The organism is Methylobacterium sp. Leaf89 (assembly GCF_001422215.1).
Lineage (GTDB): Bacteria > Pseudomonadota > Alphaproteobacteria > Rhizobiales > Beijerinckiaceae > Methylobacterium.
Genome location: NZ_LMML01000008.1, coordinates 398 through 16,270, shown reverse-complemented (window position 1 = coordinate 16,270; position 15,873 = coordinate 398). Strand labels below are relative to the sequence as shown.

At 67.5% G+C, this 15,873-nt stretch carries 15 protein-coding genes and 2 tRNA genes; 11 read left to right on the top strand and 6 right to left on the bottom strand.

Features of this window, described 5'->3' with window-relative positions; all coding sequences use genetic code 11:
• The first annotated feature begins 45 nt into the window (after window positions 1–45).
• The 3 genes from ASF18_RS03485 to ASF18_RS03475 all read left to right on the top strand — a co-directional run bounded on the left by ASF18_RS03485 (window position 46) and on the right by ASF18_RS03475 (window position 2,163).
• Window positions 46–1,524 carry a protein adenylyltransferase SelO gene (locus ASF18_RS03485; protein WP_056349542.1) on the top strand — a complete coding sequence of 493 codons (1,479 nt, stop codon included), beginning with the start codon at window positions 46–48 and terminating at the stop codon, window positions 1,522–1,524.
• 69 nt (window positions 1,525–1,593) lie between these two features.
• Window positions 1,594–1,824 carry a hypothetical protein gene (locus ASF18_RS03480; RefSeq protein ID WP_056349539.1) on the top strand — a complete coding sequence of 77 codons (231 nt, stop codon included), beginning with the start codon at window positions 1,594–1,596 and terminating at the stop codon, window positions 1,822–1,824.
• Window positions 1,825–1,974: 150 nt separating this feature from the next.
• Entirely contained in the window at window positions 1,975–2,163 is a 189-nt protein-coding gene (locus tag ASF18_RS03475; RefSeq protein WP_056213357.1) for a hypothetical protein, read from the top strand.
• A gap of 10 nt (window positions 2,164–2,173) precedes the next feature.
• Here the strand turns inward: ASF18_RS03475 and ASF18_RS03470 are convergent, their stop codons facing one another.
• The gene (locus tag ASF18_RS03470; RefSeq protein WP_082487029.1) at window positions 2,174–3,520 is read right to left on the bottom strand and encodes an adenylate/guanylate cyclase domain-containing protein; all 1,347 of its coding nucleotides are present in this window, start codon (window positions 3,518–3,520) and stop codon (window positions 2,174–2,176) included.
• A gap of 78 nt (window positions 3,521–3,598) precedes the next feature.
• Window positions 3,599–4,084: an MmcB family DNA repair protein gene (locus ASF18_RS03465; RefSeq protein WP_056213359.1), complete on the bottom strand. Its 486-nt coding sequence runs from the start codon at window positions 4,082–4,084 to the stop codon at window positions 3,599–3,601.
• Window positions 4,085–4,284: 200 nt separating this feature from the next.
• Between ASF18_RS03465 and ASF18_RS03460 the strand changes: the two genes are divergently transcribed.
• A complete protein-coding gene (locus ASF18_RS03460) occupies window positions 4,285–4,713 on the top strand; it encodes a hypothetical protein (RefSeq protein ID WP_244472556.1) in 429 nt (142 codons plus the stop codon).
• A gap of 6 nt (window positions 4,714–4,719) precedes the next feature.
• Here the strand turns inward: ASF18_RS03460 and ASF18_RS03455 are convergent, their stop codons facing one another.
• Both ASF18_RS03455 and ASF18_RS03450 read right to left on the bottom strand, forming a co-directional pair.
• Window positions 4,720–5,505 carry a cobalamin-binding protein gene (locus ASF18_RS03455; protein ID WP_056349536.1) on the bottom strand — a complete coding sequence of 262 codons (786 nt, stop codon included), beginning with the start codon at window positions 5,503–5,505 and terminating at the stop codon, window positions 4,720–4,722.
• Window positions 5,506–5,511: 6 nt separating this feature from the next.
• Window positions 5,512–6,033, bottom strand: a complete 522-nt coding sequence (locus ASF18_RS03450) for a DedA family protein (protein ID WP_056349533.1) — start codon at window positions 6,031–6,033, stop codon at window positions 5,512–5,514.
• Between the two features lie 151 nt (window positions 6,034–6,184).
• On the opposite strand from ASF18_RS03450, the gene pdxY reads away from it, so the two are divergent.
• Genes pdxY through ASF18_RS03435 form a run of 3 tightly spaced genes read left to right on the top strand, consistent with a single transcriptional unit; the run spans window position 6,185 to window position 8,671 of the window.
• Window positions 6,185–7,033 (top strand): pyridoxal kinase PdxY, encoded by an 849-nt coding sequence (gene pdxY, locus ASF18_RS03445; protein ID WP_056349530.1) that lies wholly within the window; start codon window positions 6,185–6,187, stop codon window positions 7,031–7,033.
• A gap of 32 nt (window positions 7,034–7,065) precedes the next feature.
• Window positions 7,066–7,962 carry a PhzF family phenazine biosynthesis protein gene (locus tag ASF18_RS03440; RefSeq protein ID WP_056277289.1) on the top strand — a complete coding sequence of 299 codons (897 nt, stop codon included), beginning with the start codon at window positions 7,066–7,068 and terminating at the stop codon, window positions 7,960–7,962.
• On the top strand, window positions 7,955–8,671 hold the full coding sequence (locus ASF18_RS03435; RefSeq protein WP_056349526.1) for a hypothetical protein: 717 nt from the start codon (window positions 7,955–7,957) through the stop codon (window positions 8,669–8,671). The genes ASF18_RS03440 and ASF18_RS03435 overlap by 8 nt, the downstream gene beginning before the upstream one ends.
• Here ASF18_RS03435 and ASF18_RS03430 read toward each other — a convergent pair.
• Together ASF18_RS03430 and ASF18_RS03425 are read right to left on the bottom strand one after the other, a co-directional pair.
• Window positions 8,662–8,991 (bottom strand): hypothetical protein, encoded by a 330-nt coding sequence (locus ASF18_RS03430; protein ID WP_056213371.1) that lies wholly within the window; start codon window positions 8,989–8,991, stop codon window positions 8,662–8,664. The two genes, ASF18_RS03435 and ASF18_RS03430, sit on opposite strands and share 10 nt — an antisense overlap.
• Window positions 8,992–9,157: 166 nt before the next feature.
• Complete coding sequence (locus ASF18_RS03425; protein ID WP_244472563.1) at window positions 9,158–9,634, bottom strand: SRPBCC family protein; 477 nt, start codon at window positions 9,632–9,634, stop codon at window positions 9,158–9,160.
• 570 nt (window positions 9,635–10,204) lie between these two features.
• Here ASF18_RS03425 and ASF18_RS03420 point away from each other — a divergent pair.
• The 4 genes from ASF18_RS03420 to ASF18_RS03405 all read left to right on the top strand — a co-directional run bounded on the left by ASF18_RS03420 (window position 10,205) and on the right by ASF18_RS03405 (window position 15,454).
• Window positions 10,205–11,782, top strand: a complete 1,578-nt coding sequence (locus ASF18_RS03420) for a 2-isopropylmalate synthase (RefSeq protein WP_056277297.1) — start codon at window positions 10,205–10,207, stop codon at window positions 11,780–11,782.
• 103 nt (window positions 11,783–11,885) lie between these two features.
• Window positions 11,886–11,961: transfer RNA gene (locus ASF18_RS03415), tRNA-Lys, on the top strand.
• 2,475 nt (window positions 11,962–14,436) lie between these two features.
• Complete coding sequence (locus tag ASF18_RS23495) at window positions 14,437–14,796, top strand: hypothetical protein (RefSeq protein WP_156649621.1); 360 nt, start codon at window positions 14,437–14,439, stop codon at window positions 14,794–14,796.
• 581 nt (window positions 14,797–15,377) lie between these two features.
• A tRNA-Arg gene (locus ASF18_RS03405) sits at window positions 15,378–15,454 on the top strand.
• Window positions 15,455–15,873: the final 419 nt, after the last annotated feature.

Genomic DNA, 15,873 nt, shown 5'->3' with positions numbered 1-15,873 from the left:
TGGGCAGCACCGCCCGCCGCGCCGCACACGGGACCCATGCCCTCGATGACAGCCGCCATTCCCTTCGCCAACACCTATGCCCGCCTGCCGGAGCACTTCTTCGCTGCGGTGAACCCCACCCCCGTGGCGGCGCCCCGCCTGATCCGGGTCAACCGAGAACTCGCCGCGGACCTCGGGATCGAGGCCGCCTGGCTCGAGAGCCCGGAGGGCGTCGCGGTGCTGGCCGGCAACCGGGTGCCGGAGGGCGCCGAGCCCCTGGCCATGGCCTATGCCGGCCACCAGTTCGGCAACCGCGTGCCCCAGCTCGGGGACGGCCGGGCGATCCTGCTCGGCGAGGTCGTCGGGCGCGACGGGGTCCGGCGCGACATTCAGCTCAAGGGCTCGGGCCCGACGCCGTTCTCCCGGCGGGGCGACGGCCGCGCCGCCCTCGGGCCGGTGCTGCGCGAGTACGTGGTCAGCGAGGCCATGACGGCGCTGGGCATCCCCAGCACCCGCGCCCTGGCGGCGGTGCTCACGGGCGATTCCGTGAGGCGCGAGACGGTCCTGCCCGGCGGCGTCCTGACCCGGGTCGCCACCAGCCACATCCGCGTCGGCACCTTCCAGTACTTCGCCATGCGGGGCGACGTCGACGGCGTGCGGGCGCTGGCCGACCACGTCATCGGCCGGCACTATCCGGAGCTGGCGGAAGACGCCAACCCCTACGGCGCCCTGCTGACCCGGGTGGTGGAGCGCCAGGCCGACCTCGTCGCGCGCTGGCTCCTCGTCGGCTTCATCCACGGGGTGATGAACACCGACAACTGCGCCGTCTCCGGCGAGACCATCGATTTCGGACCCTGTGCCTTCCTCGACGCCTACGACCCCTCCGCCGTGTTCAGCGCCATCGACGAGAATGGCCGCTACGCCTACGGCAACCAGCCGGGCATCCTGCACTGGAACCTGACCCGGTTCGCCGAGGCGCTGCTGCCCCTGCTGGCGCCCGAGACCGAGGACGGCATCGCCGTGGCGCAGGACCGCCTCGCCGCCTTCGGCCCCCGGTTCGAGGCGGCCTATTACGGCGGCCTGCGGGCCAAGCTCGGCCTCACCACGGACCGGGACGAGGACCGCGAGCTCGGCCGCACCCTGCTGGAGGCGATGCAGGCCGGGCGCGCCGACTTCACCCTGACCTTCCGGCGCCTCGGCGTGGCGGCCCTCGGCCCCGAGGGCGACGGTCCGGTGCGCGACCTCTTCGACGACCCCACCGTATACGAGCCCTGGGCGACCCGCTGGCGCGCGCGTCTCGCCGCCGAGCCGGGGAGCCCGGCCGCGCGCCGGGCGGCGATGGACCGGGTCAACCCCGCCTTCATCCCGCGCAACCATCGGGTCGAGGCGGTGATCGAGGCGGCGGTCGCGCGCGACGACTTCGCGCCGTTCCACGAACTCGTGGCGGTGCTGGCCCGCCCCTACGACGACCAGCCCGCCTTCGCGGCCTATGCCGCGCCGCCGCAGCCGCACGAGCGCGTGCTCCAGACCTTCTGCGGCACCTGAACCGAACCGGATCCGCGCGGGCGGTGTTCTCCGACGGAACGAACCCCGCCCACGACGGAGACGCGCCGGATGCCGAAAGACCCCTTCGCCGAAGCCGGCACCGATCCGTCGGGCGGTCTTGCCACCGGCCCGCGGGACACCGTCACCGGGCAGGTCAAGGACGCGCCCGGAGACCCTCTGGATCGGCCCGGCACCGAGGCCGCGGAGGCGGGCGCCCGCGACACCCCGCCCCTGACTCCGCAGGGATGGACCGGCGACGCCGCGCGGAAAGAGCACGCCACCGCCCCACGCGCGGTGTGAAGACCGGCGGGGCGGACAAGGCCGAGGGCTGAGCGGGCTCGGGCGACGCACCGGATCTTCCCCGGTTCGGAGGGATCACGGATAGCCTTGCGCTAATTCTGGTATATTGTATTTCGTAATCGCTCGTCAGCGCATGCCAGGAGTGTTCCGATGACCCAGACAGTGAAGCCGGACCGTCCGATCTGGCCCTCCGTCCCGGACGACCGTCCGCCGCCCCGGACCACCCGACCGGAGACCCCAGCCCCCGAGATCGATCCGGCTCTCCTCGAGCGGCTCAAGGCCGACGAGGCGGCCCGCCAGCGTGTCGGGTTCGAGGGGTTCGGCTCGTTCTCGGGCTGACCGTCTTGGCTCACGCGACGGAGGCGAACGGATGCTCCGGCGCCGCGGCATCCGCCGCGGTGTCCTCGGCCCAGCCCACCGCGAACAGCAGCATGTCGCGGGTGTCTCGGCACTCCGACGGGGGCATGCCGGAGAGCCGGAGCGATGTCCGGGTAGCCGGCCCAAGGAGGCGGATCACCTCGTCCGAGGCCGCCAGGGTCAGGTCGGCGGTCTTGGCCCGGGCCTCGATCCTGGCGAGTCGGTTCATCGCCGTGCCCAGCACCGTGAACTCGGCCCGGTGCCCGTCGTCGAAGACCCCCACCAGCACCTCGCCGGCATGCAGCGCCATGGTGATGCGCAGCTCCGGGCGCTCTTCCCGGCGGCGATCCTCGTTCAGCGCGGCGAGACGCGCGACGATGGTCCGAGCGCATGCCAGCACGGCCTCGGCCTGGGCCTGCGGACGCCCGACGATGAACTGCGCCAGGACGCCGTCGCCGACATATTTATCGACGATGCCGCCGTGCTCGCTCACCGCCACGTGGGTCAGGGCGCGGACGTCGAGCAGGGCGCGCACCACCTCCTCCTGGGTCTGGTCGCGCGAGAAGGCCGAGAAGCCGCGCAGGTCGAGGCCGAACAGGCAGGCGTGGCGGGACTGCACCGCACCGACGCCGCCGCCGCTCTGGGCAAGCTCTCCCGCCACCCGGCGCGGCACGAAGCGCGCGAGACTCGTCCGCTCCTGCTCCATCCGCAAAGCCGTCGTCACTGCCATCTGCAGGCGGCGCACCCCATCGATCACCACGAGGCTCGCGGCGAGGAAGGTGAGCAGGCCGGGCACCTCCTCTTCCAGGGTTACGTGCGGACCGAGAAGGGCGCTCTCGGGCGCGAGATAGGCGAGGAGGATGGTGCCGCCCCAGGCGAGACTCACCAGACCCGAGAATACGACGGTGTGCCAGACCCGCATGCTGAGTCCGGTTTGGAGCAGGAGCAGGAAGGCCGGCAGGCGGCTCACCGCGGTGGCCGTCTCCTCTGTTTCCACCGCACCGAGCAGGATGTGCTCGACGATGAGGAACAGGGCCACGCCGGCGTTCAGCAGGGTCGCTGTCCAGGCCAGCCACTCCATGCCGGGCTCCGCTCCGCCGTCCCGCTGCGAGGCGCGCCAATCGGCGATCCCGAGGCCGAGGGAGAAGATCGCGTAGACCCCGAGGCCGATCCAGTGATGGGTGGAATGGGCCGAGCCATCGTAGCCCTGGGCGGTGGCCACGAGCACCAGGACGATGACGAGGTAGAGCAGCAGGGACCGACGGCCCGAGGCGGCCTGGAGCCGTCGCAGGATGGCGGGATCGCCGTCGTGTGGACGGCGACGGGAGGGCAGGCGCATGCAGTTGGCAATCGATGAGTGGCGCGTGGTTCCTTACCACGCCGGGCCGCCCGTGCATCGGCGGCGATTCGCCGTGCCTCAGAGGGCGCCTTCGCGGATGGCGCCGGGATCGGCCAGAGCGTGCAGCAGGCGCGCGGCGCTATGGGCGAAGCGCAGGGTCACGGCCTTGCGCCGGGGACCGCTGAGGGAATGGTCCGCCGGGTCGCGCAGGATCGCGGCGCCGAAGGCATCGGCGACGATGAGGCCGGCGTCCTCCGGGGTCAGGGTGGTGGAGAGCGTCTCGGGGATCGCGAAATAGAAGCGGTCGCAGTAGTCCCGATAATCCGGCCATTTCCGGTCGGCCCGGAAGTCGGCGACGCTGGACTTGATCTCCACGATCGTCAGGCGCCCGGCCGGGCAGAGGGCGATGACGTCGGCGCGGCGGCCGTTCGCCAGGGAGAATTCCGGAATGGTGACGTGACCGAGCTCGGCGAACAGACGCCGGACGCCGCGCTGGACCTGGAGCGCGGTGGCCGACTGACGCCGGTCGGGCGGAAGGATCACGGACGCGAGGGCTGCTGACATACGGCTCTGATGCTTCGGAACGACGTCCCGAATCGGGACTGGTCCCAGGAAATCAGCCGCCGCGTGGCTTGTCACCTGCGACCCCGTTGCGCCGGTCGGGCTGGAGCACGGGCCCGGACCATGGCACCCCTCGCGGTGGATCGGGTGCGGAGGAGGCAGGTCTGCCGAAGAACGAAGACCGGGACGCCGAGACGGCGCGGGTGGCGCGCGAACTCGATCGCCTCGAGGCGCTGGCCGCCCGGCGACGCCTGCGGGTGGGCTTGCTGAGAGCGGCGCGCGGTGCCCTGGGCGCCGGCGCGACCCTGGCGACGCTCATCAAGCTGAAGCTGGCGGGCTCCCTGGCGCTCAAGCTCGGCATCGCCGTGCTGGTCGGGCTGGGGCTGGCCTGGCCCGTCGTCGTCCTGGCGGTGGTGGTGCTGATCGGCTTCGTGCTCGCCCTGGTGAGCCTGTTCGACGGAGGGGCCGCCGATTGTCCCGACACCGCCTGCGGCGATGGCTGCGAGCGCCGGGAGAAGCGGGCGGCCCGCCTGCGCCACCTCATCGCCCGGCGCCAAGCCTGGCTCGCAGCCCCGTCGGGACCGGCTCCCAGCGCGCGCCGGCGCGAGGCCGATCCGCTGTCGGCCGCGTGAAACCGCTCAGCCTACGTCCCGGAGGGCGGCGCGGATCGCGTCGAAACCGTCCGTGAGGGCGGCAGGGCCCGGCTGGAGGATCAGCGGCGACTTGATCTCGTGGATGCGCCCGGCGGCCACCGCCGGAATCGCGTCCCATCCCGGGCGGGCGCGGATGTGCGCGCGGTTCACACGCTTGCCGCACCATGAGGCGAGGATCACGTCGGGCCGGGCTGCGATCACCGCCTCCGGGCTCACGATCCGGTCCCGGGCCGCCGCCTGCCGGCTGAGTTCGGGGAAGACGTCGTCGCCGCCCGCCGCCGCGATGAGGTCCGAGACCCATCCGATGCCGGAGATCATCGGGGCATCCCATTCTTCGAAGTAGACGCGTGGACGCGGCCGGCCGACGCTTTCCGCGGCGGCGGCCGCGATGCGGTCTGCCAACCGCGCCGCCAGGGTCTCGGCCTCGGCCGACACGCCGGTCAGGGCGCCCACGGTGCGGATCATCGCCAGGCAGCCGGCTAGGTCGCGCTGGTTGAAGAGGTGCACGGCGATGCCGGCCCGGGCAAGGTCGGCGACGATCTCGGCCTGCAGATCGGAGAAGGCCAGGACGAGATCGGGAGCGAGGGCCAGGATCTTGGGCAGGTCGGCGCTGGTGAAGGCCGAGACCCGAGGCTTCTCCCGCCGGACCCGGGCCGGGCGGACCGCGTAGCCCGAGACCCCGACGATGCGGTCTTCCTGGCCGAGGAGGTAGAGCGTCTCGACGGTCTCCTCCGTCAGACAGACGATGCGCTCGGGCGGGAACAGGCGCACGGCGCCTTAGCCCTTCAGGTAGCCGAGGAGGCCGGCCCCCGGCGCCAGCATGAGGAAGGCCCAGGCCAGGGCCGAGGTGACATTGGCGATCTGGAACGGCAGGCGCTTCACACCGAATACCCCTGCGACCAGGGGCACCACGGCCCGCGCCGGCCCGATGAACCGCCCGATCAGGATGCCGCCGGCTCCCCATTTGCGGCAGAACTCCTCGGCGCGGGCGACGATGGCGGGATAGCGCCGCATCGGCCACATCTGCTTGGCGCCGTCCTTGTAATAGTGCCCGAACTCGTAGGAGACCCAGTCGCCGAGAGCGGCCCCGAGCGCACCGGCGAGCATCACCGGCAAGAACGGGATACCGACCGAGCCCATCAGCGCTCCGATGCCGAGGAGCAGGAAGGTGGCGGGCACCAGCAGCGAGAGAAAGGCCAGGGACTCGCAGAACGCGAGCACGCCGACGATCAGCGGCGTCCAGCCCTGGTTCGCCTCCACGAAGGCGAGGGTGCTGGTGCGGATTGAATCGAAGTCCATGGGGCTCGCTTGAGGTTCGGCGCCTTCCTGTGACCGAGGGCGCGGATCGGGGCAAGCGCAGGGGGCGCCGGCAGGGGTGCGTTGGGAAGGAAAACCGGGTTAAGGGCTGGCGCCACAACTCCTCGGCCGCGGGATTTCGGGAGATTCCGGCATGAACATCCTCTCGATCCAGTCCCACGTTGCCTTCGGACACGTGGGCAACGCCTCGGCGGTGTTTCCGATGCAACGCCTCGGCGTCGAGGTTTGGCCGATCCATACGGTGCAGTTCTCCAACCACACCGGCTACGGCGCCTGGCGCGGCCGGGTGTTCGATGGCCCGGCGATCGAGGACCTCGTCGCCGGCATTGCCGAGCGGGGTGTGCTCGGAACCTGCGACGGAGTCCTCTCAGGCTACATGGGTTCGGCCGATATCGGGACCGCCATCGTGCGGGCCGTGGCCTCGGTGCGGGCGCTGAACCCACAGGCCCTCTACGCCTGCGACCCCGTGATGGGCGACACCGACCGCGGCATCTACGTACGGCCCGGCATCCCCGAATTCATGCGCGAGCAGGCGGTGCCCGCGGCCGACATCGTCACCCCGAACCAGTTCGAGCTGAACCACCTCTCGGGCCTGCCGACCGGCACCCTCGCGGAGGCCAAGCGCGCGGTGGCCTCGGTTCACTCGCTGGGACCCCGCGTTGTCCTCGTCACCTCGCTGGTCACCGACGATACGCCGGACGACGCCATCGACCTTCTGGCGGGGGAGGGCGGCCATTTCTGGCGCCTGCGCACGCCGCGCCTTCACCTCGACGTGAATGGCGCGGGCGACGCCATCGCGGCTCTGTTCCTGGTGCACTACGCCCGGACGTGCTCGGCCGCGCTGGCCCTGGGTATGGCCGGCGCCTCGGTCTACGGTCTCCTGCGCCGCACGGCCGAGGCGGGCTCACGCGAGATCCTCACGGTGGCGGCGCAGGACGAGTTCGTCACGCCGAGCGAGACGTTTCCGGTGCACACCGTCTAAGGTTGATTCTCAGAGAGCCTGGAGACCCCGCCATGCCCCGCCGCTTCGTGACCCTCGACGTGTTCACCGACACGGCGCTGACCGGCAATCCCCTGGCCGTCGTGCTCGATGCCGAGGACCTCGACACCGCCGCGATGCAGGCCCTGGCCGCCGAGTTCAATCTGTCCGAGACGGTGTTCGTTCTCCCGCCCGAGACACCCCGGCACCGCGCCCGGATGCGCATCTTCACGCCCACGTCGGAACTGCCCTTCGCCGGGCACCCCACCCTCGGCACCGCCATCCTCCTTGCCCTGCGCGACCAGCGGGCGGGGCTCACCGACGCGATGGCCTTCGGGCTCGAGGCCCCCCTCGGAACCCTGGCCTGCGTGGTCGAGCCCGGGGAGGGGCGCGGTACCGGGCGCTTCAAGATGCCGGGGCTCCCGGAATATCTGGGGGAGGGACCCGAGACGAACCTGGTCGCGGCCGCCCTGGGCCTGGAGCCGGGTGAGATCGGCTTCGCCCGCCACGTCCCGAGCCGGCACCGGACCGGCCCTTCCTTCCTGTTCGTGCCCCTCGCCAGCCGAGCGGCCCTCGACCGGGCTCGCGTCGTGCCGGCAGCCCTCGATGATCTCGGCACTCCGGCCGCGCTCTACTGCTACACCCTCAACCCCGAAGAGGTCGGCCACCGCTATCAGGCCCGGATGTTCGCGCCCCATCTCGGCGTGCCGGAAGACCCGGCCACCGGCTCGGCCGCAGCGGCCTTCGCCGGAGTGATGATGCAGTTCGAGCCCCTGGGCGACGGGGAGCACGACATCGTCCTACGCCAAGGCGTCGCCATGGGCCGACCGAGTACGATCGGGGTCCAGCTCGTCATCGAGGCCGGTGCCCTGCGCTCCGTGGAGATCAGCGGGGCGGCGGTGCTGGTGAGTGAGGGCACCCTGCTTGTCTGACGGTTTCACGCTGACGCCGCTCCGGCACATCGAGGCCCGGCTGGTCCCCTCCGACTGGTCCTGGGCCCGCGACCATGCCGGGGCGATCGCCGAGACCTGGGCGCGGCGACGCACCGAGCGGCCGGACCTGTTCGACGGACGGGTGCTCCTTGCCCGCGACTGCCGCATCGATGGATCGACCTGCGTGATCGACCTGTTCGAGGTCGCGTATTCTCAGTTCCTCGCCTTCCGCCTGGCCGGCTCCCCGGATCCGGCGGTGACCAACGCCTTCGCGGCGGTGGTGCCGTGGAGCGCCGACGGCGCGGCCCTCTTGGGCATCATGGGCGGACACACAGCCAATGCCGGGCAGATCTACTTCGCCTGCGGAACCCCGGATCGAACCGACACCCGCGAGGGCGGTCGCGTCGATCTCGCCGGCAGCGCCGGGCGGGAGTTCCTGGAGGAAACGGGTCTTGCCCTTCCGGCCGATGCGCCGGAGGCGTGGGTTTTAGTCTCGGGCCAGAGCCAGCACGCCTTCCTGCTCCCGGTCCGCTTTGCGGAAACGGCCGAGGTGCTGCATGGCCGGATGGAGGCAAACCGCCAAAGCGAGGCCGCGCCAGAACTCGCCGGCTTCGCCATCGCGCGCGGGTTGGACGACCTCGACGCCGCTCGGATGCCCGGCTTCGTGCGCGCCTATCTCACCGACGCCTTCGCGGGCGCTCAGCGGTAGCCGTAGCGTGCCTTGGCGGCGCCGAGCAGACTGAGGGCTTCACGCTCGCGGCCGCCCGCGCAGGCATCGGCGGCGTGGCGCAGGTCGGCCCCGAAGCGCTCGCCGACGGGCGGGTTGAGGTTGCCGGTAGCGACATCGCTCTCGACCACCGCTTGGGTGCGGGCGATGGACGGGCCGCAGCCGGTGCCCTGTGGCAGGGGCGCGGCGACCACGGGGGCTGCGGCGACGGCGACCGCGGGGGGCGCCGAGGCGGTCGGTTTGCAGGCGCCGAGCAGGGCGGCGGAGAGAAGGACGGCGACGGCGAGGCTGACCCGGGACACGGCGGCTCCTGACGGTACCCGTGCCGGGACACGGCACAGCTTGATCCGGGCCGGTTTTGCGCCGAGTGCTCTGGCTGGTCAATCGGGCGCGGGTCCGAATGAACCTGCAGGCGAGGGCGGCCCCGGGTGAGCCGCCCTCGGTCTTGGTCCGCTTACTTCGATCCGCTTACTTGGACTTGTCGGCGATAGCCTTCAGGCCGGAATCGTAGATGCCGGAGATCGCATCGATTGCCACCGCATCCGGCGCGCCCTTCGCCTTGAAGCTGCCGGTCCAGTTCACGGTCGAGCCCGAGCCCTTGGGCATCACCGAGAGGGTCGAGGAATAGTCGCTCACCGGCAACGGACCGGAAACGATGGCATAGGTGTAGCTCATGGCCTTGTCGTCGCGCTTGGTCTGCGACTCGACGATGGTGCCGCCACCCTTCAGGCTCAGGGTTCGCAAAGCCTTGCCGCCGTCCTGCGACAGCACGCATTTCTCGATGGCCGGATGCCACTGACCGATGCCGCAGAAATCGCCGATCGTCGCCCAGACCTTGGCGGGAGGGGCGGCGACATCGATGGTCTTGGCAGCATCCAGCGCCAGCGCCGGCGCCGCTCCGGCGATCAGGGCGAGGGCAGGCAGGGCCAGGGTGCGCGACAGCATCCGCGACATAATGGGGATTCCTTCCAGATTTTTTCTTGCGTGGACGGACTGATTTCGCCGCCGAATCGTATTCGATCCACCAGCGAAGCTAGGCGGAGCAGACCGCACGGCAATGCATCCGGCCGAAACGATTGCGAATTCCATCGAGACCTTGTGGGGAACTGGGCTCTGAGACCGAATCCCTTCCTGTCCGGCGGTCGCGCGCATTGCTGGCGGGCGCGGCGCTGAAACTTGTCAAGCGGGCCCTCAGCGGCTAGGTAAACCGCCTTCGCAAGCGTTCGCGCACCGCCGCGGTGCGCCCTTGCCTCTCGGGAGAGACGAGCCTTGGCCAGCGCCGGCTCCACGCGCAGCACGACCGACGCCGCCTTCGCGGCCGTCCGGTCGCGCGCGTCTCTCGCCGCCCTGCTCCTCCTTATCCGCCCCTGAGGGCCGTCCGGGCGCGTGCGCCTGGGCTCTCAGGGGAGTGCAGTTTTCTAAGGTCGGCGCCCGTCCACCGGCGCTTGCCCGGACCCCTCGATTTCCCGATGCCGCGTCCCCGGTTCTGGACCGCGTTCCGACAGGATACCCAGCATGACGACCTCCCCGACTCCGGCGCCCGAAGCCCGCGCGAAGGACCGCGTTCTCATCTTCGACACCACCCTGCGCGACGGCGAGCAGTGCCCCGGTGCCACCATGACCCTCGACGAGAAGCTCGCGGTCGCCGAACTCCTCGATACCATGGGCGTCGACATCATCGAGGCGGGTTTCCCCATTGCGTCGAACGGCGATTTCGCGGCGGTCTCCGAGATCGCCCGGCGCGTCAAGCGCGCCACCGTCGCGGGTCTCGCCCGCGCGATTCCCGCCGACATCGCCCGGGCCGGCGAGGCGGTGCGCCAGGCCAGGCGCGGCCGTATCCACACCTTCGTGTCGACCTCGCCGATCCACCTCGCGCACCAGATGCGCAAGTCCGAGGATGAGGTGGTGGAGATCATCCTGAAGACGGTGTCCCAGGCCCGCGACCTCGTCGAGGACGTGGAATGGTCGGCCATGGACGCCACCCGCACGCCGATCGACTATCTCTGCCGCTGCGTCGAGGCGGCGATCCGTTCGGGCGCCACCACCATCAACCTGCCCGACACCGTGGGCTACGCCACACCGGACGAGTACCGCCGGATGTTCCAGGACGTCCGGAACCGGGTGCCGAACGCCGACAAAGCGATCTTCTCGGTGCATTGCCACGACGATCTGGGTCTCGCCATCGCCAATTCCCTGGCCGGCATTGAGGGCGGAGCGCGGCAGGTGGAGTGCACCATCAACGGCATCGGCGAGCGGGCCGGCAACGCTGCTTTGGAGGAGATCGTCATGGCGATCCGTACCCGCGGCGACGTCATGCCCTTTGAGACCGGCATCGAGACCACGATGCTCACCCGCGCCTCGAAGCTCGTCAGCCATGCGACGAACTTTCCCGTGCAGTACAACAAGGCGATTGTCGGTCGGAACGCCTTCGCGCACGAGAGTGGCATCCACCAGGACGGCATGCTCAAGCACACGGAGACCTACGAGATCATGACTCCGGCCTCGGTCGGCGTTGCCAAGACCTCGCTCGTCATGGGCAAGCATTCGGGCCGGGCCGCCTTCCGCGCGAAGCTGGACGAACTCGGCCTCGTGCTGAGCGATAACCAGATGCAGGACGTATTCGAGCGCTTCAAGGCGTTGGCCGACCGCAAGAAGCACGTCTACGACGAGGACATCGAGGCCCTGGTCGACGAGAACCTCGCCACGGCGCATGACCGGATCCGCCTCGTCTCCCTGTCGGTGATCGCGGGCACCCGCGGCCCGCAGCGGGCGACCCTGAAGCTCGATATCGCAGGCCGGATGGTCACCGAGGAGGCCGTCGGAAACGGCCCGGTCGACGCCGTGTTCAACGCGATTCAGGCTCTCGTGCCGCATCAGGCCGACCTCGAACTTTATCAGGTCCACGCGGTCACCGAGGGCACGGATGCTCAGGCCGAGGTCTCGGTGCGCCTCAAGAGCGGCGAGCGCAGTGTGACCGCCCGCGGCGCCGACCCCGACACCCTGGTCGCTTCGGCCCGTGCCTACCTCTCGGCCCTCAACAAGCTCGAAGCCTGGGCGGAGCGCCTGCATGCCCAGAGCCCAGCCGCGGTTTAGCCGAGAAAATAACGCCCCGGGGGTGGACACCCCCCGGGGCGTTTGCTATCAGCCCCCTCGTCGCGGCGGACTTGGTGGGCCGCAGCGATCGCCGCAAGGCGTTGGGTGCATAGCTCAGTTGGTAGAGCAGCTGACTCTTAATCAGCGGGTCCAAGGTTCGAACCCTTGTGCACCCACCAAACATATTAATCACTTAGGTGATTTAGCAGCCCAGCAGTTTGAGGCGTGGGTTGCAGTTGAGCTGCAGTTCCCTTTTCTGATTATACCTGACGGGCTGAAGAGCCGTCTTCTTCATGTGCTGTCGCTAAAGCTACGTGGAAATCGCGGGCGCGAGCTTCCATCATGACCAACCGGTGTGTTGCTGCATCGTTGAAGCGGTCCACTGGAACATCGAACAACTGATAGACAGCCTCCGTCAATCGGCGCCGATGTCCATATGGGGGCTCGCTGAGGCCCGGTGCTTCACGGTCGATCCCGTCCATGCTGACGGCCCTGTCTATGTCGCCTTCCAAGCCCCACCGCGCGGCGGTCGTACAGTAGGGTGATAATGTATTGCAGTGGAGGTCGCTTGCCGCGCTGCCCTGATTCCGGCGAGCGGGGTCGGACAGAAGCGCCACCACAAAGTCCATAACACCCAAGGGTGTTCGTGGCGTCCCTACCAGTCTCTCAAGAGGGAAGCTGACTGCGCCTACCGAGATAAGAACAGGTCTATCCGGCATGTCTATGCCTCGCCTTGCACTGCGAGGGCATAAGCCTGTCACGATCGTGCTGCGCTGTCTCGCCCGTATTGCAGGACCGCGGTCACTACCCGCTTGTGGCGCGTAATGCCACCGAAGGCCGAGCGGTCTACCCCGCAAGCATCGCAGACATCGGACAAAAGCGATCCGCTTTCCAGGTCTCCGATGACGCGCTCCAGGGCACCCTCCAGCGACCAAGCCACCGCCTTAACGCTGACGGCGGAGACGGGCCGGCCGGCGGCATCCTTGGCGATGCCCTTGGCCTGCCTNTAGGAGATCGCGGCGCGGACGGTGTCGGTGCCCTGGTTGGTGTACTCGATGACGGTGTCGCCGGTGCTGTCCACCACGAAGGTGTCGTTGCCGAGCCCGCCGTACATCCGGTCGGCGCCCAAACCGCCGTTCAGCGTGTCGTTGCCCGAACCACCGGCCAGCACATTGTCAACAGTATTTCCGACAATCGTATCGTTGCCCGATCCGCCGATGGCGTTCTCGATGATCGACACGATATTGTCTTCATAAAGGAGAGCATTGGCGATATTGCCAGCCGCCCGACGACCTTCTCCGAGCAGGGCCAGCTGACCAAGGGAGGTCACCGTCCATTCTCCGGGAGACAGATCGATACTGAGATCCGTCCCATAGTTCGAGAAATCATATGTATCAATTCCTCCACCATCCCAGATCGTCATGAACAGGCGATTTTCCGATGGAATGGAGCATCCATTTCCATCGATTGAGATCTGACCAGTCTCGGGGTTCCACTGGTATCGATTATCACCTGAGTTGATGTTATAATTTGCTCCGTACATGTATTGCAGTGCTGCGATATCATACATCATCAGCGATTGAGGGAAGCCATTCGCCTCGTTATAGGCATACATTCCATTTGAGCCTACATAGGAACTGTAGGTCATCAGAGAAAATTCGCTTGAATTATGTTCGTAGGTCATGGCACCGAAGACATCGGTCTCATGACCGTGCTTTAAGCCAAGTGCATGCCCAATTTCATGGAAGATCGAATAAAGAGCATAATTGCCGACGACCGGATCATCGTACCACCCATTCGTATTTCCATACCAACTGTCACCGGCTTTGGGGGTATTACCCGGATAGTAAGCCCACGCGGTTGGGGGCATATCCGACATGGCAAAGCGCAAATCGCCGGCCCCTCCATCCACCTCGGTGAAAAAGACATTTGCGATTGACGCGATCGAGCTCAAAATGCTTCGGACAGCCTCCTGCTGCCGTACGCTGAATGAGTCGAAGGTATTGTTCTTCTCACCGCTGTATTCGTACTGAGCCGGAACTGTCGGAAAACTGAACGTGATCCGGGCGTTCGCCCAGCGCAAGCCTGAAAGCAATCCATCAACATCTTGACTGCCGCTCGCGGAGACAGACGCGGAAGTATTAGTCAATTTCCCCTCCAACCCAAACCGGCTTTAGATGTTCAAAGTGTTTTTATGGCTGCTCAATTTCGATCGGAATCATAAAATTTAAATCGAAAATGCGCTCAAGTCCTTTGGCTCGCTAAGCAAGTTTGCACCGGATCGTATCCACGGAAACTATGCTAAAGTATTTATTCCAAAGGGTGTGGCAGCCTTGCTTCACCCAATCGGGGGTGCAGGCTTGGCCCGGGGTCTGGCTTGGCGGCACCGCAGCATAGAGCAGCCTTTGATGCCCCTGTATCGGGAGCCCGAATGCGGGCAGCGAGCGGTGCTCTATTATCGCTTTCTCAAAAGGGTTGAGGGATCCTTTCTATCTACGACCTTTCCTTCTCGATTGTCCTCCTCCCGAAGCCAGAGTTCGTCGACCGGGGGGGATGATGAAGACGTGTCGGCTCAATCATGGCCCCGCGCCACAGGTCGGTCTTGGTTCGGCTCAGATGTCGATCGATACGGCAGCGGTGTAGGATTTCTCGATTTGCTCCGCGTTGTCGTCTCACTGCTGATCATACTGTTCTGTGGCGCGCCTCCAAATGCGGCGGCTCGGCCATCGATTCGTCGTGTCTATCTGCCGCTCCAGAGCGCTACGGGGATCCCGGGCGATACCGATCCTGCCAGGATCGGAGGCCATCTCGAGGAGGCGCATGCGAAATCCGTGGCGGCGATGGATGCGTTCGATCGAAGGATCGCGATGCGTGCACGCCGCGCCATGTCTTCGGTCTGCAATGGCTGCGCGCCGCCCCGGAGGGGCATCGAGCCGCGCCTCGAACGCTTCGAAGCGAGTGCCCTGACTGACGGCGAGATCGTCGGCGACCCGGCCCAAGCACCGCTCGACTAGCTGTATGATCACGGGATTGAGGTGGCCCGGATCGATCGTGACGCGATCCGGCCGTTCGGTTCGGGCGTTACGGTGACGAGGATTGCCCTTCGTTGGCGGACACGGAGACCGGCCTCACACCGGGCTTTTGTCCACGACCCAAGTCCCGTTCCGCAGTCCCACCCTAATTCCGTCGGCAGATCAACGAACGGGTCCGAGTTGGCCGCCGTCGGGCCGGACCCGGCTGCTTCTGCTGGGCTATTGTCACGGACAACCGATTGTCACCTTTCGTGCGGGGCACAGCCGTCCCGCTTCGGACGTGTGAGCGTCGCCCTCCACGCGCTGCCGCCCTTCACGTGGCCGAAACGCTTTCACGAACCCGTTGCGCGGCGCCCTCGCATGGGCTACCACAGCGGCACGGTCAGCACCCGTAGCTCAGCTGGATAGAGCGTTGCCCTCCGAAGGCTGAAGTCAAGGGTGCGGACGTAGAAGTGCAGGTCGAAAAATACAGATTGTACTACAGATTGTACAAGTGCTTACAAGAAGGCGGATCGGGACTTCCCAGGCCAAGAAATTTCGCGTAAGCACTGCGTAAGCAATATGCACCCATAGCTCAGCTGGATAGAGCGTCGCCCTCCGAAGGCGAAGGCCTCAGGTTCGAATCCTGATGGGTGCGCCATTTCGGTACAGAACTGCGGACACCAAGACCCGCCGATCTACTGCTCGTAGCGGCGACGGAGGTTTGCAGCAGTACGGACTTCGATTCCATGATGCGGGCTCCGTCGGCAGCGGCCTCGATACGCTGCGCTCAGGTGTTCCTGCCGAAGCCGCCCCTCCCGGCCGTGCGCGGCCGTCGAGAGTGCGTCGATCATGGCCGGGGTGATCTCCCGACGGCCGGCGCTACCGAGGGTCGCCTGGACGCGTTCCGCATCAGCCGCAGCCTGGTCTCTCATCGCCTTCAACGTCGCGATCCTTTCCTTTAACTCGCATCGTCCAGAGCGGCGATCCCTCATTTGATCGCATCGTAAGGCCGATTGAGACGCTGATCGGCCTCCGCCTCCGTGATCCGCCGGTGCAGGTCTGCCAAGTGGCCCGCCC